17 protein-coding genes and 1 pseudogene are annotated in these 20,241 nt (G+C 71.4%); 10 read left to right on the top strand and 8 right to left on the bottom strand.

Going from position 1 to position 20,241, the window contains the following annotated elements; all coding sequences use genetic code 11:
- Window positions 1-14: 14 nt before the first annotated feature.
- The 7 genes from D3A59_RS13245 to D3A59_RS13215 form a co-directional block, all read right to left on the bottom strand.
- Entirely contained in the window at window positions 15-1,055 is a 1,041-nt protein-coding gene (locus D3A59_RS13245; RefSeq protein WP_119155415.1) for a hypothetical protein, read from the bottom strand.
- Window positions 1,056-1,155: 100 nt separating this feature from the next.
- On the bottom strand, window positions 1,156-2,061 hold the full coding sequence (locus tag D3A59_RS13240) for a glycosyltransferase family 2 protein (protein ID WP_119155414.1): 906 nt from the start codon (window positions 2,059-2,061) through the stop codon (window positions 1,156-1,158).
- A gap of 224 nt (window positions 2,062-2,285) precedes the next feature.
- Window positions 2,286-3,728 carry a lipopolysaccharide biosynthesis protein gene (locus tag D3A59_RS13235; RefSeq protein WP_119155413.1) on the bottom strand — a complete coding sequence of 481 codons (1,443 nt, stop codon included), beginning with the start codon at window positions 3,726-3,728 and terminating at the stop codon, window positions 2,286-2,288.
- A 154-nt stretch (window positions 3,729-3,882) separates the two neighbouring features.
- Window positions 3,883-5,334 carry a mannose-1-phosphate guanylyltransferase/mannose-6-phosphate isomerase gene (locus D3A59_RS13230; protein WP_119155412.1) on the bottom strand — a complete coding sequence of 484 codons (1,452 nt, stop codon included), beginning with the start codon at window positions 5,332-5,334 and terminating at the stop codon, window positions 3,883-3,885.
- A 40-nt stretch (window positions 5,335-5,374) separates the two neighbouring features.
- Window positions 5,375-6,394 (bottom strand): UDP-glucose 4-epimerase GalE, encoded by a 1,020-nt coding sequence (gene galE, locus D3A59_RS13225; RefSeq protein WP_119155411.1) that lies wholly within the window; start codon window positions 6,392-6,394, stop codon window positions 5,375-5,377.
- A 19-nt stretch (window positions 6,395-6,413) separates the two neighbouring features.
- Window positions 6,414-7,706 (bottom strand): porin family protein, encoded by a 1,293-nt coding sequence (locus tag D3A59_RS13220; RefSeq protein ID WP_119155410.1) that lies wholly within the window; start codon window positions 7,704-7,706, stop codon window positions 6,414-6,416.
- Window positions 7,707-7,833: 127 nt separating this feature from the next.
- Window positions 7,834-9,228: an undecaprenyl-phosphate glucose phosphotransferase gene (locus D3A59_RS13215; protein ID WP_119155409.1), complete on the bottom strand. Its 1,395-nt coding sequence runs from the start codon at window positions 9,226-9,228 to the stop codon at window positions 7,834-7,836.
- Window positions 9,229-9,476: 248 nt separating this feature from the next.
- On the opposite strand from D3A59_RS13215, the gene D3A59_RS13210 reads away from it, so the two are divergent.
- From D3A59_RS13210 to clsB, 9 genes are all read left to right on the top strand, one after another.
- Complete coding sequence (locus D3A59_RS13210) at window positions 9,477-10,031, top strand: hypothetical protein (protein WP_157991525.1); 555 nt, start codon at window positions 9,477-9,479, stop codon at window positions 10,029-10,031.
- Window positions 10,028-11,584 (top strand): ubiquinone biosynthesis regulatory protein kinase UbiB, encoded by a 1,557-nt coding sequence (ubiB, locus tag D3A59_RS13205; protein WP_119155407.1) that lies wholly within the window; start codon window positions 10,028-10,030, stop codon window positions 11,582-11,584. Before D3A59_RS13210 ends, ubiB begins: the two co-directional genes overlap by 4 nt.
- Before the next feature lie 82 nt (window positions 11,585-11,666).
- Window positions 11,667-13,109, top strand: coding sequence for a high affinity choline transporter 1 (locus D3A59_RS13200; RefSeq protein WP_119155471.1), 1,443 nt, complete (start codon window positions 11,667-11,669; stop codon window positions 13,107-13,109).
- Window positions 13,110-13,195: 86 nt separating this feature from the next.
- Window positions 13,196-13,519: an FmdB family zinc ribbon protein gene (locus tag D3A59_RS13195; protein ID WP_119155406.1), complete on the top strand. Its 324-nt coding sequence runs from the start codon at window positions 13,196-13,198 to the stop codon at window positions 13,517-13,519.
- Window positions 13,520-13,559: 40 nt separating this feature from the next.
- Window positions 13,560-14,219 carry a DUF502 domain-containing protein gene (locus D3A59_RS13190; protein WP_119155405.1) on the top strand — a complete coding sequence of 220 codons (660 nt, stop codon included), beginning with the start codon at window positions 13,560-13,562 and terminating at the stop codon, window positions 14,217-14,219.
- A gap of 136 nt (window positions 14,220-14,355) precedes the next feature.
- Complete coding sequence (aspS, locus tag D3A59_RS13185) at window positions 14,356-16,152, top strand: aspartate--tRNA ligase (RefSeq protein WP_119155404.1); 1,797 nt, start codon at window positions 14,356-14,358, stop codon at window positions 16,150-16,152.
- Window positions 16,153-16,276: 124 nt separating this feature from the next.
- Window positions 16,277-16,789 carry a dihydroneopterin triphosphate diphosphatase gene (gene nudB / locus D3A59_RS13180; protein WP_119155403.1) on the top strand — a complete coding sequence of 171 codons (513 nt, stop codon included), beginning with the start codon at window positions 16,277-16,279 and terminating at the stop codon, window positions 16,787-16,789.
- Between the two features lie 64 nt (window positions 16,790-16,853).
- The gene (locus D3A59_RS13175; protein WP_240636051.1) at window positions 16,854-17,648 is read left to right on the top strand and encodes an endonuclease/exonuclease/phosphatase family protein; all 795 of its coding nucleotides are present in this window, start codon (window positions 16,854-16,856) and stop codon (window positions 17,646-17,648) included.
- Window positions 17,649-17,652: 4 nt separating this feature from the next.
- Window positions 17,653-18,981: a cardiolipin synthase ClsB gene (clsB, locus tag D3A59_RS13170; protein ID WP_119155401.1), complete on the top strand. Its 1,329-nt coding sequence runs from the start codon at window positions 17,653-17,655 to the stop codon at window positions 18,979-18,981.
- A 508-nt stretch (window positions 18,982-19,489) separates the two neighbouring features.
- Here the strand turns inward: clsB and D3A59_RS25410 are convergent.
- Window positions 19,490-19,663, bottom strand: coding sequence for a hypothetical protein (locus D3A59_RS25410; protein WP_157991524.1), 174 nt, complete (start codon window positions 19,661-19,663; stop codon window positions 19,490-19,492).
- 24 nt (window positions 19,664-19,687) lie between these two features.
- On the opposite strand from D3A59_RS25410, the pseudogene D3A59_RS13165 reads away from it, so the two are divergent.
- Window positions 19,688-20,241 (top strand): annotated as a pseudogene (locus tag D3A59_RS13165) (hypothetical protein); the annotation flags it as partial.

The following is a 20,241-nucleotide window of genomic DNA, read 5'->3' as shown; positions in this document are numbered from 1 at the left end:
GGGCGGCCGCCCCTTCAGTAGGCCGCCTCCGCCGACAGCAGCCGCATCATCTCGGCGTGGCGCAGCCGCCCGCCGAGGCGCTCGATCAGGTCCGACAGCACCATGTCCTCGTAGAGGCCGGTGCGGAAGTGCTCGCGGAAGTAGGTGTAGCCCCAGCCGGCGAGGCGCAGCGCCGGGCGGTTCAGGAAGTAGCCGGTGTGGCCGGTGGCCCACTGGCGCGCGCCGGGATAGCCGTAGGGCGCGCCGTTGACCGCCGGGTCGCTGCTCTTGCCGATGTGCCAGGCGCGGTTGTGCGCGCCGAGGTAGTCCGAGAAGTACAGGTGGCCGAGCTGCTCGGCCCGCGAGCCGCGGTCGAGCGAGCGGAAGCCGCGCATCAGCGCCGCGCCGTCGCGCAGCCGGTGGTCGTCGTCCACCTTCAGCACCGCCTCGACGCCCTCGACCAGCGACAGCGCGAACCAGGCCGCCGCCACCTTGCTCGGCAGGTGCTCGTAGGCGTCGCTCGCCGGCACCGTCAGCAGCTGCCGCGCGGCATCGAACTCGAAGAACTCGCCGAAGCCGCTGCCGACCACCGACAGCTGGCTCAGCTCGGCCCCGGCCAGCGGCGCGAAGCTCGCGCAGGAGGCGGCGGCGCGGTCGAGCCGCGGCGCGCAGCTGATGTGCGCGACCACGTAGCGGCGCAGGTGGCCGCGCAGCGCGGCGAGCATCCCGGCGTGCGCGACGCAGAACAGCGCGAGGTGGACGCGGTGCGCGGTGCGGTCGCTCGTGTCGAGCGCGGCGAGCTCGCGCGCCGTCGCGAGCGCCGTCGCGCTGACGCGCCCCGGCTGCGCCTGCAGCTCGGCGACGATGCGCCGCGCGCGCTCGCGCTTGAGCCCCGCCATGTCGGGCTGGCCCTTGGAGCCGATGCGCGTCGGCGGCGCATCGACGAGCGCCTGCAGGTCGGCGCGCACGGTGGGCAGCGGGTCCGCGCTCATCGCCTCCTGGAAATGCCGCCAGTGGCGCTCCATGCGGAGCCGGAAGCGCAGGTGCCGGGTGTAGCGGTAGACGAGTTTCTTCATGGCGACGCGACGGATGGAGGGCCCGAGGGGGCGCTGCGTTGGCTCGTTCCGCGTGGACGCGCGCGCCCGTCGAGCGGCGGGGTGGGGGGCGGGGCGCGCATCACGTGCGCAGCCGGTGGATCAGCAGTCTCAGCAGCGAGGCCAGGCTGCCCGGCGCGATGCCGAGGCGCAGGTAGGCGGAGATGTCGCCCGCGGTGATCGGGAAGCGGTAGTAGGCGCTGAGCGTCTGCAGGTAGAGGTTCTGCCGCGCGCGCGCCGGCAGCTGCGGCCACTTGGCGGCGATGCGCCGGTAGGCCTCCATGATGCGGTCCTTCTTCTTGCGCGAGATCCGGTCCGGGCGCTCGTCGTCGTGGAAGACGTAGTAGGGCGCGTCGAGCAGCAGCGCCGGGCCGAAGCGCCCGACGATGCGCAGGTTCAGGTCCAGGTCCTGCCACGCGGGCATCCCTTCGTCGTAGAGCCCGGCCTCGAGGAAGACCTCGCGCCGCGCGAAGACCTGGTTGCCGATGCAGTTGCGCAGCAGCAGGTCCTCGAACGCCGCGCGGCTCTGCTTGCGCGTGCAGCGCCGCCCCTGCGCACCGACCACCTCGTCCTGGCTGTAGAGCGCGGAGAACGCGAGGCCGTGGCGCTGCATCAGCCCCGCGAAGGCGACGAAGGCCTCGAGCCGGCCGGGGTGGAACTGGTCGTCGTCGTCGAGCCCGGTGACCCAGGTGCCGCGCGCCAGGCGCAGCGCCTCGTTGCGCGAGGCCGGCGCGCCGAGCGGCGCCTCGTGGTGGAGCGCGCGCACCCGGGCGTCCTGCGCGGCGAGCGCGTCGAGGTAGGCGGCGGTGCCGTCGCGCGAGCCGTCGTTCACGACGATCAGCTCGAAGTCCGCGAGGCTCTGCGCCAGCACCGAGTCGACCGCGGCCCGCAGCCGCGGCAGCCGGTCCTTGGTCGGCAGGTAGACCGAGACCAGCGGCGCGCAGTCCCCGGCCGCGCCCGTGCGCGCGTGCGGCGGACTCAGCGGCATGGAGCCCTCCCGGCGGGAGTCGGCGGTGGCGGCAGCGTGGCGGTGGAGGGCATGCGCGGGTCGGGCCTGCCGGCGCGGGCGCGACGGCGGCCCGCGCAGGGAAGTCGGGACACGGCTTCCGGGAGCAATCGAAGTGCCGCGCGGCGGCGGCGGCGCGCGCGGGCGGCCGCCGCCGCGGGCTGCCGGGACGGCCGTAAATCTTGCGGCAGCGCGCGCCGGCGCATTCAGCGCGCGCCCTTGCGCCGCCCTGGCATCAGCGACAGCACGATGCGCCCCTTGTCGGGCGCGAGCAGGAAGAACAGCGTGCCGTAGACGATGGCGCCCGCCACCGTGCAGAACACCAGCTCCGCCAGCGGCCCGGCGGTGGCGACGGCCGGAATGCCGCGCAGCAGCGCCAGGAAGGCCGCCATCAGGCCCGAGCACAGCAGCGGCGCCTGCAGCACGTCGAGCAGCGCCGAAGGCCGGGTGTCGAGCTGGCGCAGCGCCAGCGCCAGCACCGGCACCGCGTTGATCAGGTTGGCCGCGAAGTAGCACACCGCGACGCCGGCGATGCCCCAGTGCACGCCGAGCAGGAAGGCGCCCACCTGCAGCCCGGCGCCGAGCGCGCCCAGGCGCAGCAGCAGCCCGGTGCGGTCGCGCACCATGAACACCGGCCCGGTGGTGCTCGCGATCGACTGCACGAAGCCCACCGGCGCGAGCCACTTCAGCACGTCTGCCACCGCCAGCCACTTCTCGCCCATCATCACCAGCACGAAGGGCTCGCGCAGCACGAACACGCCGGTCATCAGCGGCGCGCTCACCGCGGCGATCACCGACAGCGAGCGCAGGTAGAGCGACGCGAGCGCGGGCAGGTCGTCCTGGCGGCGGCTCATCACCGGGTAGAGCGCGCGGTTGGCCGCCCAGGCCATGTTCTGCACCGGGAACAGCATGATCTTGTAGGCCGACGAGTAGATGCCGAGCGGCTCGGCGCCGAGCTGGCGGCCGACGATGAAGCCGTCGGCGTTGCGCGAGAAGTAGTTGATGAAGTTGAAGCCGGTGATGTTGCCGCTGAACCGCATGATGTGGCGCATGCCGGCGAGGTGCGGGCGGCCCGGCACCCAGCGCGAGGCGCGCCAGAACTGCAGCGTCGCGAGCAGCGCGGCCGCGAGCATGCCGATCACCCAGCTGTAGGCGCCGGCGCCCATCCACGCCGCGGCGACCGTGACGACCAGCGAGAAGACGCCGTTGCCGATCTCGATGCCCACCACGCTGCGGAAGGCCGACACGCGCTCGAGCAGCGCGCGGTGCACCGCGCCGAGGCTCGTGAGCAGGAAGACCGGCGCCAGCAGCTGCAGCAGCGGCTCCACCTCGGGCGTGCGGAAGGCCGCCGCGATCGGGCCGGCGAGCAGCAGCAGCGCCAGCATCAGCACCGTGCCGACGAGCACGTTGAACCAGAACACCGAGTCGGTGATCTCGTCGCTGAGCTCGGCCTTCTGCACCACCGCGGCGGAGGTGCCCATGTCGCGCAGCAGGTTGGCGAAGTTGGTCACCACCGAGATCATCGCCAGCAGCCCGTAGTCGGCGTGCGTCAGCAGCCGGGCGAGCACGACGACGCTGGCGAGCTGCAGCCCGATGCGCGTGGCCTGCGAAAGCGCGATCCAGCGCGCGTTACTGGCGGCGCTGTCCATCGGCGGGCAGGACGGGGGCCGCGGCGGCGCGGCGGTCGAAGGCGGGGCGCAAGGAATCTCCTTTCAGAACGGCTTCCGATCGGTTCCTCGCGCAGCCTTCGTGCCCGGGGCCCGCGCCCCGGGGAGGGCAGGGCGGCCGGGCGTGGGACGGTCCTCAGCCTGCGCGGCCGTAGGTGTCCTGGAAGCGCACGATGTCGTCCTCGCCGAGGTAGCTGCCCGACTGCACCTCGATGATCTCGAGCGGGATCGTGCCGGGGTTGGCGAGGCGGTGCACCTCGCCGAGCGGGATGTAGGTGCTCTGGTTCTCGGTCAGCAGCAGGGTCTTGTCGCCGCAGGTCACCTCGGCGGTGCCGGAGACGACGATCCAGTGCTCGGCGCGGTGGTGGTGCATCTGCAGGCTCAGCGTCGCCTTGGGCTTGACCATGATGCGCTTGACCTGGAAGCGCGGGCCCGCGTCGATGCTGTCGTACCAGCCCCAGGGACGGTGGACGAGGCGGTGCACGGTGCCCTCGTCGCGCGAGCGCTTCTCGAGCTGCTGCACGATCTTCTTGACGTCCTGGCTGCGCGAGCGGTCGGCCACCAGCACCGCGTCCGGCGTCTCGACGACGACGACGTCGTCGAGGCCGACCGTGCTGACCAAGCGGCTCGTCGCGTAGACCAGCGTGTTGCGGCTGTCCTCGATCACCGCGTCGCCGTGCGCGACGTTGCCCTGCGCGTCCTTGCCCGCGACCTGCCAGACCGCCTCCCAGGCGCCGAGGTCGGACCAGCCGGCGTCGAGCGCGACCATCCTGACCGCGAAGCCGGCCTTCGGGTTCGCCGGGCACTTCTCCATCACTGCGTAGTCGATCGACTCGGACGGAATCGCGGCGAAGGCCTCCTTGCCGGGACGCGTGAAGCCGTTGTCGGTGCTGCGCGCGGCCCAGGCGGCGCGCGTCGCGCCGGCGATGTCGGGGCGGAATTGCGCGAGCGCCTTCAGCCACACCGAGGCGCGCACGACGAACATGCCGCCGTTCCAGTAGTAGCCGCCCTGCGCGAGGTAGGCCTCGGCGGTGGCCGCGTCGGGCTTCTCGACGAAGGCCGCGACGGTGTGCACCGGCCCGGCGCCCTCGGTGCGGACGTAGCCGAAGCCGGTCTCGGGACGGTCCGGGGTGATGCCGAGGATCACGATGCTGCCGTCGGCCGCGGCGTGCACCGCCCGGCGCAGCGCGGCGGTGAAGGCGGCGGCGTCGGTGACGGTCTGGTCGGCGGGCGTGACGACGAGGATCGGGTCGGCCTCTGCCGGCTCGCTGACGTGCAGCGCGGCGAGCGTGAGCGCCGGCGCGGTGTTGCGCCCGACCGGCTCGAGCAGCACGGTGGAGGCCTTCTGCCCGATCTCGCGCAGCTGGTCGAGCACCAGGAAGCGGTGCTCCTCGTTGCCGACGATGCAGGGCGGCTGCACCTCGATCGTGTCGTCGGCCAGGTCCGCCAGGCGCAGCAGCGCCTGCTGGAACAGGGTCTGCGGCCCCGACAGCGCCAGGAACTGCTTGGGGTAGAGCTGGCGGCTGAGCGGCCAGAGGCGGGTGCCGCTGCCACCGGCCATCACGACGGGGACGATGCTGTGCTTCATGGGGAAAATCCGGAGAGACGGTCGAACGAAGGTCGGCAGCTTACTCGTTCCCGTAGCCCTGCGGATTCATCTGCTGCCAGCGCCAGGAGTCGGCGCACATCGCGTCGAGGCCGCGCCGGGCCTCCCATCCGAGCAGCTCGCGCGCGCTCGTGGGGTCGGCGTAGCAGGCGTCGATGTCGCCGGGGCGGCGCGGCGCGATGGTGTAGGGCACCGGGCGGCCACTGGCGCGCTCGTAGGCGCGCACCACGTCGAGCACGCTGTAGCCCTGGCCGGTGCCGAGGTTGACGGTGACCGACGCGTCCTTTTCGAACAGGTAGCGCAGCGCCGCCACGTGGCCCTCGGCGAGGTCGACGACGTGGATGTAGTCGCGCACGCCGGTGCCGTCGGGCGTGTCGTAGTCGTCGCCGAAGACCTGCAGCTTCTCGCGCTTGCCGACCGCGACCTGCGCCACGTAGGGCATCAGGTTGTTCGGGATGCCGCGCGGGTCCTCGCCGATGCGCCCGCTCGGGTGCGCGCCGACCGGGTTGAAGTAGCGCAGGCAGGCGATCCGCCACGCCGCGTCCGAGGCCTGCAGGTCGCGCAGGATCTGCTCGCTCATCAGCTTGGTCTGGCCGTAGGGGTTGGTGGCCGACAGCGCCGCGTCCTCGCGCAGCGGCAGGCTCTCGGGCTTGCCGTAGACGGTGGCCGAGGAGCTGAAGACGATGCGGCGCACGCCGTGCTCGCGCATCGTGCGGCAGACGTTGAGCAGGCTGCCGAGGTTGTTGGCGTAGTACTCCAGCGGCTTCTGGGTCGATTCGCCCACCGCCTTGAAGGCGGCGAAGTGCACCACCGCGTCGATCGCGTGCTTCCTGAACACGGCGTCGAGCGCCTGCGGGTCGCAGACGTCGAGGCGCTCGAAGACCGGCTCGCGGCCGCCGAGCTCGGCCAGGCGCTCGAGCACCTTCGGCGAGCTGTTGGAGAAGTCGTCGGCGCCGACGACCTCGAAGCCGGCCTCCTGCAGGCTCAGCCAGGTGTGGGAGGCGATGTAGCCGGTGGCTCCGGTCAGCAGGATCTTGGGCATGTCGTGGATGTGAAGAGGCTTATTGCAGGGTGAGCTGCGCCTGGCAGCTCGCGGTGGTGGCCCGGAAGGGCGCCGTGAGCGCGTTGGCCGTGTCGGCGGTGCGGCGCTCGCGGGCGATGCCGCAGCCAAGCTGCAGCGAACGGTTCACAGCGTAACTCGCGCCGAGGCTCGCCGCCGTGGTGCGGTCGCTGCCGGCGAGCAGCAGCGGGCCGCCGGCGCCGGGCGCGACCGCGTCCTCGAGCCGGCGGCGGCTCCAGCGCAGGCCGGCGTCAAGCATGATCTTGCCGGTGAGCGCGTAGCTGCCGTTGAGCCGCAGCGTGTTGCTCAGGCGCGAGTCGACCAGCGGAGTCTCCACCAGCGCGAGCTGCTGCGGCGCGTCCGGGTCGGGGCCGAGCGTGGTGACGACGATGCTCTCGTCGCTGGTCTCGCGGCTGAGCTGCAGCCCGAGGCGGCTGCGCCCGCTCGGGCGCCAGTCGACGCCGAGCCCGCCGGTGAGGCCGCTGAAGTCGCGTCCGCCCGCGAACTCGTGGTCGGTGGTGGTGCGGCTCAGCCGTCCGCTGAGCGCCGTGATGCCGCTCGGGCGCCAGTTGGCGGTAAGGCTCAGGTCCTGGCGCTCGTAGTCGTTGCTCTGCCCGGTGGCGGTGAAGTTCGGGTTGCGCCCGTCGGTGTGGCGCAGCGCGAGGCCGAGGTTCAGCAAATCGCTCGGGCGGTAGCGCACGCCGGCGCCGACGCTGGTCTGCTCGAGCTCGCGGCTGCGGTACTGCGGCGCCGAGAAGGACTGCTCGCGCCGCGCGACGTCGGCCTCGAGGCTCAGCAGCGACGCGCCGCCGAAACGCGCGCGCGCCGACAGGTCCTGCGCGGTGACGATGTTGCGCAGCCGCAGCGCGCCGAGCGCGCGGGTGTCGGCGTAGCTCGCGAGCTGGCGGCTGCGGCCGAAGCGCACGTCGCCCGACAGCCGCGCGATCGTCTCCCAGTCGAGCCGCAGGTCGAGCCGGTGCCCGTTGTTGTCGAGCTCGGAGAAGTTGCGGAAGCGGTTGAGCGCCACCGAGGCCTGCGCGCTGAGCCGCTGGCGGCCGAGCGGCTGCTCGAGGCCGGCCGCGAGGCCCGTCGAGGAGACGGTGTCGGAGGCGACGCCGGCGCCCTCGGGCGCGCGGAACAGGTTGCTGTCGTGCGTGAAGCTCTGCGTCCCCCTCAGGTAGTAGGGGCCGAGCTGGGCCTGCGCGGGCGCGGCGGCGCCGAGCAGCAGCGCGCCGGCCGCAGCGAGCGGCAGCAGTGCCGCTGTGCCGCGCGCGAGCGGGCGCGGACGGCGCAAGCACGGGAAAGAACTGTGACGAGGCATGCGGGATTCCCTCCGGTCAGTGCGGCCCGTCGTTGCGGGCGGTCGGTGCGGCGCGAGGCGCCGGCGGGGGGCGGCGGCCGTCGCGCCGCCGCGGAGCTGCTCAGTAGGCATGGCGGTCGAACAGCATCAGCCGGATGGTGCGCGCGATGATCAGCAGGTCCAGGCCCAGCGACCAGTTTCTCAGGTACTCGAGGTCGTACTCGATGCGTGCCTGCATCTTCTCCAGCGTATCGGTCTCGCCGCGGTGGCCGTTGACCTGCGCCCAGCCGGTGATGCCGGGGCGCACCTTGTGGCGCACCATATAGGCCTTGATGAGGCGCCGGTACTGCTCGTTGTGCGCCACCGCGTGGGGCCGGGGGCCGACGATGCTCATGCGGCCCTGCAGCACGTTGACGAGCTGCGGCAGCTCGTCGAGCGAGGTGCGGCGGATGAAGGCGCCGAAGGGCGTGACGCGCGGGTCGTTCTTCGTCGCCTGCGGCACCACCGGGCCGTTGTCGAGCGTGCGCATCGAGCGGAACTTGTAGACCACGATCTCCTCGCCGTCGAGCCCGTTGCGGCGCTGGCGGAACACCACCGGGCCCGGCGAGCTGAGCTTGACGCCGATCGCCACGAGCAGCAGCAGCGGCGAGACCAGCACCAGCAGCAGGCTCGCGAGCACGATGTCGCTCAGGCGCTTGACCATCTCGTTGACGCCGGTGAAGGGCGTCTCCAGCAGCCCGACCACCGGCACGCCGTTCACGTCCTGCAGCCGGCCCTGGATGATGCTGATGCCGAACACGTCGGGCGCGAAGAACAGCGACGCGGTCGTGCCCTGCAGCGACTCCATCAGCGCGGTGATGCGCGGCTGCGAGGTGAGCGGCAGCGTGATGTAGACCTCGTCGATGCCGTGCGCGGCGACGTAGGCGGGCGCGTCCTCGAGCCGGCCGAGCAGCTGGCCCGCGGCGTCGTCGTGCAGCCGGTCGGCGGTGCGGTCGTCGAAGTAGCCGAGGAAGTCGACGCCGAAGTCGCCGTGCTCGTCGAGCGCGCGCGCGAGCTTGGTGCCGAGCGCGTCGCCGCCGATGACGATCGCCGAGCGCCGCGCGGCGGGCGAGAGGGCGCGGATCTTGAGCACCGCGCGGCCGAGCATCACGCCGGACCACTGCACGAAGGGCGTCGCGACCGCCCAGGCGATCAGCACCTGGGCGGAGAACAGCTCCAGGCTGCGCGTGGCGTAGCCGCACAGCGCCAGGATCCCGAGCAGCGCCGCCCAGGAGCTGAAGAGGTCGACCAGCGTCGTCAGGTGCGGGTCCTTGAAGCGGTTGCGGCCCGGGAAGGTCAGCGCCAGCACCAGCAGGCACAGCGTGAGCTCGGGGCGGTCGATGCCCTCGCCGGCCATCACGCTGATGACGAAGAAGGTCAGCACCGTGAGCGCCGGCTCCATGAAGGCGGCGACGAAGGACGCCACCGACTGCGGCGCGTTGTAGAAGGTGCGCTTCAACCCCCTGTCCTGGAACATGGACGGCCCGCTCCCCTGGGGACGGCCGGCCTCGCTGCCGGGGCCGGCATGGTCTCTTGATGTGGCGATCGGCCGTCGGCGCGTCGCCTGGGGACGTCGCCCGCCTCGCTGTGCGAGCGCGGAAAAGGGCACTTCGGTACAGTGGATGGCGGGAGGAAAGCCCCCGGGTGTGAATGATTCTTACCGAACGGCAGAGTGCCTTTTCACCCTGAACGAGGGGGGCTCGCGCTGTCCCTACAATGCCCGCCATGCTTCTCCAAACCGCCAGCAGCCTGCTGTGGCCGGCGCTCGCCGAGCGCCTCACCCTCGCCTTCAACCACGTCCTCGCCGCCGAGCCGGCCGCCACCGACCGGCTGCGCCCGCACGCCGGTCGCGTGATCGGCGTGGTGGTCTCGGGCGGCCCGTCCTGGGCGCCGCGGCCCGGGCCGCTGGCGCTGCGCGTCACGCCCGCGGGGCTGCTGGAGTGGCAGCCGGTCGCCGAGGGCGTCGACACCGGGTTCGACCTGCGCATCGGCGTCGATGCCTCGCGCCCCGGCCAGTGGGCCGAGGCGCTGCTCGGCGGCGCGCGCCCGGCCGTCACGATCCAGGGCGACGCCGGGCTCGCGGCCGACGCCGCCTGGCTGATCGACAACGTGCGCTGGGACGTCGAGGAGGACCTCGCCCGCCTCGTCGGCGACGCGCCGGCGCGCCAGGCGGCCGAGCTGCTGCGGCGCATCGCCGGCGGCGCGCGCGACGCGCTGCACGCGCTGCGCGCGCGCATGCCGCAGCGCCCCGCCGACCCGGACCTGCGCCATCCCGCATGAGACGGCTGCTGCGGCTGTCCTTCATCGTCCTGATCGTCCTGCGCTACGGGCTGGACGAGCTGCTGCTGAGCAGCTTCCGCCCGCGCCCGATGCGGCTGCTGGCGCGCCTGGCGCGCGCCGGTCGCCGCCTCGACGCGCCGCCGGGCGTGCGGCTGCGCGAGGCGCTCGAACGGCTCGGGCCGATCTTCGTCAAGTTCGGCCAGGTGCTGTCGACGCGGCGCGACCTGCTGCCGCCCGACATCGCCGACGAGCTCACACGGCTGCAGGACCGCGTGCCGCCCTTCCCGGCGGAGCAGGCGCTGCGCCTGGTCGAGCGCGCCTACGGCCGCCCGGTGGACCGGGTGTTCGCGCGCTTCGAGCGCGAGCCGGTGGCCAGCGCCTCGATCGCGCAGGTGCACTTCGCGACGCTCTACGACGGCCGCGAGGTCGCGGTGAAGGTGCTGCGCCCGGGCATGCTCAAGGTCATCGACGAGGACCTGGGCCTGCTGCGCACGCTGGCGCGCTGGGTCGAGCGCCTCTCGGCCGACGCGCGCCGGCTCAAGCCGCGCGAGGTGGTGGCCGAGTTCGACAAGTACCTGCACGACGAGCTCGACCTGCTGCGCGAGGCGGCCAACGCCGCGCAGCTGCGCCGCAACATGGAGGACCTGAAGCTCGTGATGGTGCCGGAGATGGTCTGGGACCTGTGCACCGAGCAGGTGATCGTGATGGAGCGCATGTACGGCGTGCCGATCGGCCAGGTGCAGCGGCTCGCCGACGCGGGGGTGGACATCCCCAAGCTCGCGCGCGACGGCGTGACGATCTTCTTCACGCAGGTCTTCCGCGACGGCTTCTTCCACGCCGACATGCACCCGGGCAACATCCAGGTGAGCCTCGCGCCGGACACCTTCGGGCGCTACATCGCGCTCGACTTCGGCATCATCGGCACCCTCACCGAGGTCGACAAGGACTACCTGGCGCAGAACTTCGTCGCCTTCTTCCGCCGCGACTACAAGCGCGTCGCCGAGCTGCACGTCGAGAGCGGCTGGGTGCCGCGGCACACCCGCATCGACGAGCTCGAGAGCGCGATCCGCGCCTGCTGCGAGCCGCACTTCGACCGCCCGCTGAAGGACATCTCGCTGGGCCAGGTGCTGATGCGACTGTTCCAGGCCTCGCGGCGCTTCAACGTCGAGATCCAGCCGCAGCTCGTGCTGCTGCAGAAGACGCTGCTCAACATCGAGGGGCTCGGGCGCCAGCTCGACCCCGAGCTCGACCTGTGGAGCACTGCGCGGCCCTTCCTCGAGCGCTGGATGGACGAGCAGGTCGGCTGGCGCGCGCTGATCAACGAGCTGCGCGACGAGGCGCCGCGCTACGCCAAGCTGCTGCCCGAGATGCCGCGCCTGCTGCACCAGGCGCTGCTGCATCGCGCGGAGCGGCCGCTCGAGGGCGAGATGCAGGTGCTGGTGCACGAGCTGCGCCGCACCAACCGCATGCTGCAGGCGCTGATCTACGGCGGCCTCGGCTTCGTGCTCGGCATCGTCGCCGCCAAGTTCGCCGCCTACCTGCCGATCTTCTAGGCGCCGCGCGCGGGTACACTCGCGCCCGCGCCGCCCGATGCGGGCGGCGCGCTCCTCTGCCATCCCCAGCTTCCCCGCGCGCATGGACTCGACCCTGTTCATCTTCGTCGCCCTCTACCTGCTCGGCACGCTGGCCGTCGGCGCCTGGGCCGGCACGCGCGTGAAGAACACCACCGACTTCGCCGTCGCCGGCCGCAGCCTGCCGCTGATCATGGTGGTGACCACCACCTTCGCGACCTGGTTCGGCGCCGAGACGGTGATGGGCATCCCGGCGCGCTTCGTCGAGGGGGGGCTGGGCGCGGTGGTCGAGGACCCCTTCGGCGCCTCGATGTGCCTGGTGCTGGTCGGCGTCTTCTTCGCCGCCAGGCTCTACCGGATGAACCTGATCACGATCGGCGACTTCTACCGCCAGCGCTTCGGCAAGGGGGTCGAGATCTTCTGCTCGGTCGCGATCATCCTGAGCTACCTCGGCTGGGTGGCGGCGCAGATCACCGCGCTCGGCCTGGTGTTCTCGATCCTGTCGGGCGGCGCGATGTCGCCGGTGACGGGCATGGTGGTCGGCACCGTCGCGGTGCTGACCTACGTGATGCTCGGTGGCATGCTGGCGGTGGCGTGGACCGACTTCATCCAGATGATCGTGCTGGTGGTGGGCCTGAGCGTGATCGCGGTGATGGCGGCCGACCTCGCCGGCGGCGCCGACAAGGTGCTCGCCTACGCGCAGGCCAACGACTGGACGCACTTCTTCCCGGCGCCCGACCTGAACGCCTGGCTGTTCTTCGTCGCCGCCGCGATCACGATGATGTTCGGCTCGATCCCGCAGCAGGACGTGTTCCAGCGCGTGATGTCCGCCAAGGACGAGAAGTCGGCGTCGCGCGGCGCGGTGATCGGCGGCCTCGCCTACCTGGCGTTCGCCTTCATCCCGATGTTCATCATCGTCGCGGCACTGATCGTGATGCCCGAGGCCAAGGGAATGCTCGCCGACGATCCGCAGCACATCCTGCCGAACCTGATCCTGCAGCACATGCCGCTCGTGGCGCAGATCTTCTTCTTCGGCGCGCTGCTGTCGGCGATCATGTCCACCTCCTCGGCGACGCTGCTGGCGCCCTCGACCAGCTTCGTCGAGAACATCCTGCGCAACATCCGCCCCGGCATGAGCGACCGCCAGGTGCTGCTGGCGCTGCGCGTGTCGCTGCTCGTCTTCACCGCGTCGGTGCTCGTCTACGCGATCGTGATGCAGGGCACCTCGATCTACGAGCTGGTCTCCGCCGCCTACCAGGTGCCGCTGTGCGGTGCCTTCGTGCCGCTGGTCGCGGGCGTCTACTGGAAGCGGGCGACGACGCAGGGCGCAGTGCTGTCGATCGTGCTCGGCCTCGGCACCTGGCTGAGCTCGCTGCTGCTCGGCTGGGGCGAGGTCTTCCCCGGCCAACTCGCCGGCGTGCTGATGGCGGTGGCGGGCATGGCGATCGGCTCGCTCGCGCCACAGCTGCTGGCCAACCGCACCGAGATGCAGCATCACCTCGCATGACGCTCGGGGAGCCGCGCGGGGCCGGCTGACCCGCTGCGGGCCCACCTATAATTGAGGGTTTTGAACGATTCGAGGGCTCAAGAGCCATGCCGATCTACTCGTACCGCTGCGAGTCCTGCGGACATGCGCAGGACGTGCTCCAGAAGATTTCCGACCCGCTGCTGACCGACTGTCCGCAGTGCGGGCAGGCCAGCTTCAAGAAGCAACTCACCGCCGCCGGCTTCCAGCTCAAGGGCTCGGGCTGGTACGTGACCGACTTCCGCGGCGGCTCCTCCGGCGCGTCCGCCACGAGCACCGCGCCGGCGGTCAAGGCCGCCGGCGATGCGCCGTCCGCCAGCAGCAGTTCCACGGGCTCGTCCGACTCCGCGCCCGCGGCAGCAGGCTGCGGCGGTTCGTGTGCCTGCCACTGAGCCGCCGACCGACTCCGAACCCGCCGTCGCCGGACTCGCCGTGAAAAAGTACTTCATCACGGGCCTGCTCGTCTGGCTGCCGGCGGCGATCACCGTCTGGGTGCTGCTGTGGATCGTCGGCCTGCTCGACGGCGTCTACCACGCGCTGCTCGCCACCTTCGAGGCGGTGCTGCCGGCCACCGCGGTCGAGCCGCTGGCGCGCCTGGGCAAGGTGCGCGGCCTCGGCTTCGTCTTCGTCGGCCTCGCGATCTTCCTGACCGGGGTGTTCGTCGCGAACATCTTCGGCCAGTGGTGGGTGCGGCAGTGGGATCGGCTGATGTTCAACATCCCGATCGTCAAGAGCATCTACTCGAGCGTCAAGCAGGTCTCGGACACGCTGTTCTCGAGCAGCGGCAACGCCTTCCGCGAGGCGGTGCTGGTGCAGTACCCGCGCCAGGGCTCCTGGACGGTGGCCTTCGTCACCGGCCGCCCCGGCGGCGAGGTGGGCCACCACCTGGCGCCCGAGGACTTCCTGAGCCTGTACGTGCCGACCACGCCGAACCCGACCTCGGGCTTCTTCCTGATGGTGCCCAGGTCCGACGTGATCAAGCTGAACATGAGCGTCGACGAGGCGCTCAAGTACATCATCTCGATGGGCGTCGTCGCCCCGCCGGTCGAGGCCGCCGTGCTGCCCGTGCCGCTGCGAAACCGCACGGGTTGAGCGCATGACGGCCCGCGCTCAACCCTGAGGGCTGGAGACACAGCCCCTCCCGGCCTCCGCGGCGGCACCGCGCCGTTCCCGGCGATCGCCGGCGCCGCCCGCCTCCCGAACACCCGAATCTGCTGGAGCAATTCCGATGAGAACCACCTATGCCGGCCTGGTCAGCGAAGCGCTGATGGGCCAGACCGTGACCCTGATGGGCTGGGCCCACCGCCGCCGCGACCATGGCGGCGTGATCTTCATCGACCTGCGCGACCGCGAGGGCCTGGTGCAGATCGTCTGCGACCCGGACCGCCCGGAGATGTTCAAGGTCGCCGAGGGCGTGCGCAACGAGTTCTGCCTGAAGATCGTCGGCAAGGTGCGCCCGCGCCCGGCCGGCACCGAGAACGCCAACCTCACCAGCGGCAAGGTCGAAGTCCTCTGCCACGAGCTCGTGGTGCTGAACCCGAGCGTCACGCCGCCGTTCCAGCTAGACGACGACAACCTGTCGGAGACGACGCGCCTCACGCACCGCGTGCTGGACCTGCGCCGCCCCTACATGCAGAAGAACCTGATGTTGCGCTACCGCGTGGCGATGGAGGCGCGCAAGTTCCTCGACGAGAACGGCTTCGTCGACATCGAGACGCCGATGCTCACCAAGAGCACGCCCGAGGGCGCGCGCGACTACCTGGTGCCGAGCCGCGTGCACGACGGCCAGTTCTTCGCGCTGCCGCAGTCGCCCCAGCTCTTCAAGCAGCTCCTGATGGTCGCGGGCTTCGACCGCTACTACCAGATCACGAAGTGCTTCCGCGACGAGGACCTGCGCGCCGACCGCCAGCCCGAGTTCACGCAGATCGACATCGAGACCTCCTTCCTGACCGAGGAGGAGATCCGCTCGATGTTCGAGGGCATGATCCGCCATGTCTTCAGGAAGGCGCTGGACGTCGAGCTGGGCAACTACCCGGTGATGAGCTACGCCGACGCGATGCGCCTCTACGGCTCGGACAAGCCCGACCTGCGCGTGAAGCTCGAGTTCACCGAGCTCACCGACGTGATGGCCGACGTGGACTTCAAGGTCTTCAGCACGCCCGCGACGATGAAGGGCGGGCGCGTGGTCGCGCTGCGCATCCCCGGCGGCGCCGAGATGAGCCGCGGCGAGATCGACGGCTACACCGAGTTCGTGAAGATCTACGGCGCCAAGGGCCTGGCCTGGATCAAGGTCAACGACGTGAGCAAGGGCCGCGACGGCCTGCAGTCGCCGATCGTCAAGAACCTGCACGACGCGGCGCTGAACGCGGTGCTCGAGCGCACCGGCGCGCAGAACGGCGACCTGCTGTTCTTCGGCGCCGACAAGGCCAAGGTGGTCAACGACGCGATCGGCGCTTTACGCGTGAAGATCGGCCACAGCGACTTCGCGAAGAAGACCGGCATCTTCGAGGACCGCTGGGCGCCGCTGTGGGTGGTGGATTTCCCGATGTTCGAGTTCGACGAGGACGAGCAGCGCTGGAACGCGGTGCACCACCCGTTCACGGCGCCGAAGGACGGCCACGAGGACTACATGGACACCGATCCGGGCCGCTGCATCGCCAAGGCCTACGACATGGTGCTCAACGGCTGGGAGCTCGGCGGCGGCTCGGTGCGCATCCACCGCGCCGACATCCAGAGCAAGGTGTTCTCGGCGCTGAAGATCAGCCCGGAGGACGCGCAGCTGAAGTTCGGCTTCCTGCTCGACGCGCTGCAGTACGGCGCGCCGCCGCACGGGGGCCTGGCCTTCGGCCTCGACCGCCTGGTGACGCTGATGACCAAGGCCGACTCGATCCGCGACGTGATCGCCTTCCCGAAGACGCAGCGCGCCCAGTGCCTGCTGACGCACGCGCCCAGCCCCGTCGACGAGAAGCAGCTGCGCGAGCTGCACATCCGGCTGCGCAACACGCAGGCCGCCGAGAAGGCCTGAGCCCGGCGAGGACAGCGCCGCGGCCTTGCCGCAGAATCAGGGGCACCCGCGGGTGCCCCTTTTTTCTTCCGCCGCGCCCGCGCGTGCTTGCCGCAACTCCTGCCGCCGCCTCCCTGCCGAACCGATGACCGAGCCCGTCCGTCCCCCGAAGATCCCCGAATCCGTGCTGGTCGTGATCCACACGCGCGAGCTCGAGGTGCTGCTGCTCGAGCGCGCCGACCAGCCCGGCTTCTGGCAGAGCGTCACCGGCTCGAAGGACACGGCCGGGGAGTCGGCGCGCGAGACTGCGATCCGCGAGGTGGCCGAGGAGACCGGCATCCGCGTCGCGCGCACCGCACCGCCGGCACAGGGCTTGCAGGCAGCCGGGGAGCTGCCCGCGCAGGCCCTGAAGGACTGGGGCCTGCGCAACATCTACGAGATCTACCCGGTGTGGCGCCACCGCTACGCGCCGGGCGTGACGCACAACACCGAGCACGTGTTCGGGCTGCTGGTGCCGCGCGGCATCGAGGTGCGACTCGCGCCGCGCGAGCACCTCGCGCATGCCTGGCTGCCGTGGCGCGAGGCGGCCGATCGCTGCTTCTCGCCATCGAACGCCGAGGCGATCCTGCAGCTGCCGCGCCGCCTCGAGGCCTGCTGAAGCGATGTCCGGCCGCACCGCCATTCCCGAAGCCCGAAGGAGCGACCCCTCAGTGACGCCCCCCCTGAACCCGCTGCAATCGACTTCCCTGCCCCCGGCCGACCCCGCGCACGAACACCGCCGGCTGCGCGTGGCGACCTACAACATCCACAAGGGCGTGCGCGGCGTGGGCCCGGCCAAGCGCCTCGAGATCCACAACCTGCAGCTCGGCATCGAGGCGCTCGACGCCGACGTCGTGTGCCTGCAGGAGGTGCGCAACTTCTGCCACCGCGACTCCCGGCGCTTCGCGCGCACCCACTTCGGCTGGCCCGACTCACCGCAGGCCGAGTACCTGGCGCCCGACGGCTACGGCGTCGCCTACCGCACCAACTGCATCACCCGCACCGGCGAGCACGGCAACGCGCTGCTGTCGCGCTGGCCGATCGGCGACATCGGCCACCGCGACGTGTCCGACCACCGCTTCGAGCAGCGCGGGCTGCTGCACGTGCCGGTGAGCTGGCGCGACACCACGGTCCACGTCGTCGTGGCGCACTTCGGGCTGATCCACGCCAGCCGCGTGCGCCAGGTCGAGAAGCTCAGCGCCTTCCTGCGCGACCACGTGCCGGCGGGCGTGCCGCTGGTGGTCGCCGGCGACTTCAACGACTGGAGCGAGAAGCTCGACGGGCCGATGGGCGCGATCGGACTCGCGCGCGGCGGACCGCGCGTGCTGACCTTCCCGTCGCGCGTGCCGGTGTTCGGCCTCGACCGGGTCTACCTGCGCGGCCTGCGCTGCGTCTCGAGCTTCGTGCCGCGGGGGCCGGCCTGGACGCGCATGTCCGACCACCTGCCGCTGGTGACGGAGCTGGAGCTCGCGGGCTGACGCGATGGAGCGGCTGCCGCGGACCGAGGACCCCGCCGGCGATCGCCCGGCGCGGCGGCTCGCGCGGCTGGTGCGCGGCCCGGTGCGCCATCCCGGCAGCCACGCCGTCTACACCGGCAACAACCGCGTGCGGCTGCTGCGCGGCGGCGACGAGCTGTTCCCGGCGCTGTGCAACGCGCTCGAGCGCGCGCGCCGCGAGGTCTGGCTCGCGACCTACATCTTCCACGACGACGCGGCTGCGTCGACGGTGGCGCAGGCGCTGTGCCGCGCGGCGCGCCGCGGCGTGCGCGTGCGCGTCGTGATCGACGGCTTCGGCTCCTTCGCGACGATCGCCGCGCTGCTGCCGCTGCTGCGCCAGGCCGGCGCGCAGGCGGTGGTCTACCGGCCGCTGCACCGCTGGTGGAGCCTGCTGCAGCCGGGGCAGTTCCGCCGCCTGCACCAGAAGCTGTGCGTGGTCGACGAGCGCCTCGCCTTCGTCGGCGGCATCAACTTCCTCGACGACCGGCTCGACGTGCGCCATGGCTGGTGCGAGGCGCCGCGGCTGGACTACGCGGTGGAGCTGTCCGGGCCGGTGGTGCTGCCGATCGAGCAGACGGTGCGCGCGCTGTGGACGCGCGCCTCCTTCGGACGCGACTGGCGCGACGAGCTCGCCGCGTTCGCGCAGAGCGAGCACCCGGTGGCGATGGCGCGCCGCTTCCTGCGCCGCGCGCAGACCCAGCGCTGGAAGGGCATGGCGCAGGCGGCGGCGGACATGCGCCCGGTGCGCGTCGCCTTCGTCTCGCGCGACAACCTGCGCCGCCGCCGCACCATCGAGCACAGCTACATCGAGGCGATCTCGCGCGCGCGCGAACGCATCGACCTCGTCACGCCCTACTTCTATCCCGGCCAGTCCTTCCGCCGCGCGCTGTGCGACGCGGCCGAGCGCGGCGTGCGCGTGCGGCTGCTGCTGCAGGGTAAGGTGGACTACCGCATCGCGGCGCTCGCCGCGCGCGCGCTCTACGACGAGCTGCTGTCGCACGGCGTGCGCATCTACGAGTACACGCCCGCCTTCCTGCACGCGAAGGTCGCGGTGGTCGACGACGACTGGGCCACCGTCGGCAGCTCCAACATCGACCCGCTGTCGCTGCTGCTGAACCTGGAGGCCAACGTCGTGGTGCGCGACCACCGCTTCACCACCGAGCTCGCGCAGGAGCTCGACGCGGCCTTCGCGGTGTCGCACGAGGTGCGTCCGGAGGCGACCGGCGCCTCATGGTGGCGACCGCTGCGGCGCGGCATCGTCGCCTGGGGCGCCTACGTCTACCTGCGCGTGGCCGGCGTGACGGGGCGCTACTGAGCGGGCGGCAAGCGCGCCGATCGCGGCGGCGGCACCGGGCAGCGCGAGCGCCGCGGTACCCGGAAAAACAACGCTTTCATTCGTGCGGTCGTGCCGTCAATCGGGGTTCCGCCCGATTCCAGGGGCGGCCCGTGACGAATTGGGCAGCGCCCCGGAAATAGCCCCGTTTTCCACCCCATTTCCTCCGATCCGATACCGTTCGCCGCCGCCCGGAATTGAATGTGCGGTCGGCGGAGAGACGAAAATCCGTTCCGGAAAGGAGAATCGTCGGTCTTTCGGGTTTTTCTGGAAATGATGCGGCGTGAAGGGTGAGTGCCCCGCGGGGAAAAGCGGCGGCCATGCTGGCGTGATATTTTTCACTTGCGCCCCGTGCCGCACTGTCCATGGGAGAGTGGGGCAGAAGTTCGAAAGCGAACGAGCGTTCTGCGTGAATATTTCACGATATATGCGATGGTGCCCAGAATTGCGCCGCGCACGAGCCCGGAAATAATCCTCGGCTTTCCCGGCTTCATTGCGCCACTTGTGACAGGATGTTTTGCGTGCCTGCATGGGAAGCGGTTCCAGCATGTTTCATCTGTTTACGTTCGCTGCGGGTGAATTCCCAGAATTCAAATCCGCCGCAAGCCTTTTCATTCCAGGAAACGGGTTCCGGCCGGCGCCGAATCGAGGCGTCGAATACCAATAACCTCAATTCGCTGGATCTCCGATGTCTTCCAATCTTCCGCCTTTCCGGCGCGCGCATCTTCCCTTTGCCCTGTCGGCCCTCGCCCTGTCGGCGGTGCTGGCAGCCTGCGGCGGCGGCGAGGGCTCGCCTGCCGCCGCCGAGAACACGGCCCGGGTCGGCCCGGAGGCCGGCCAGCAGGGCAGCCCGTCTCCGTCGGAGACCCAGGCCTCCACCACGACGGGCTCGGCAGATTACGACCCGGCCCTGGCAGGCGCCGTGTCCCCGGCCACGGCGGACGGGGCGGCGATGGAGGGGACGGCGGTCGGCGCAAACCGCGACGCCGCGGCCTCGGTGGCCCTCGACCCCAACGCCACGCTGCCGGGCAGCGTCAGCGTGCCGTACCCGACGATCCACAACCTGAGCGTGCAGTGGGCGATCGACGGCGACGCCGACCTCGACGGCGTCGTCACGGTGCGCTACCGCGAGGTCGGCAGCGCCACCTGGCGCACCGGCATGGCGCTGCGCCGCGTGCCGGCGGGCAGCAACAGCGTCGGCTTCTCGTGGACCAACCGCCACTCGGGCAGCATCCTCGACCT

Origin of the sequence: Caldimonas tepidiphila (assembly GCF_003569765.1) — a bacterium.
In the GTDB taxonomy this organism is placed as follows: domain Bacteria; phylum Pseudomonadota; class Gammaproteobacteria; order Burkholderiales; family Burkholderiaceae_C; genus Caldimonas; species Caldimonas tepidiphila.
This window is presented reverse-complemented; position numbering and strand designations above follow the sequence as displayed.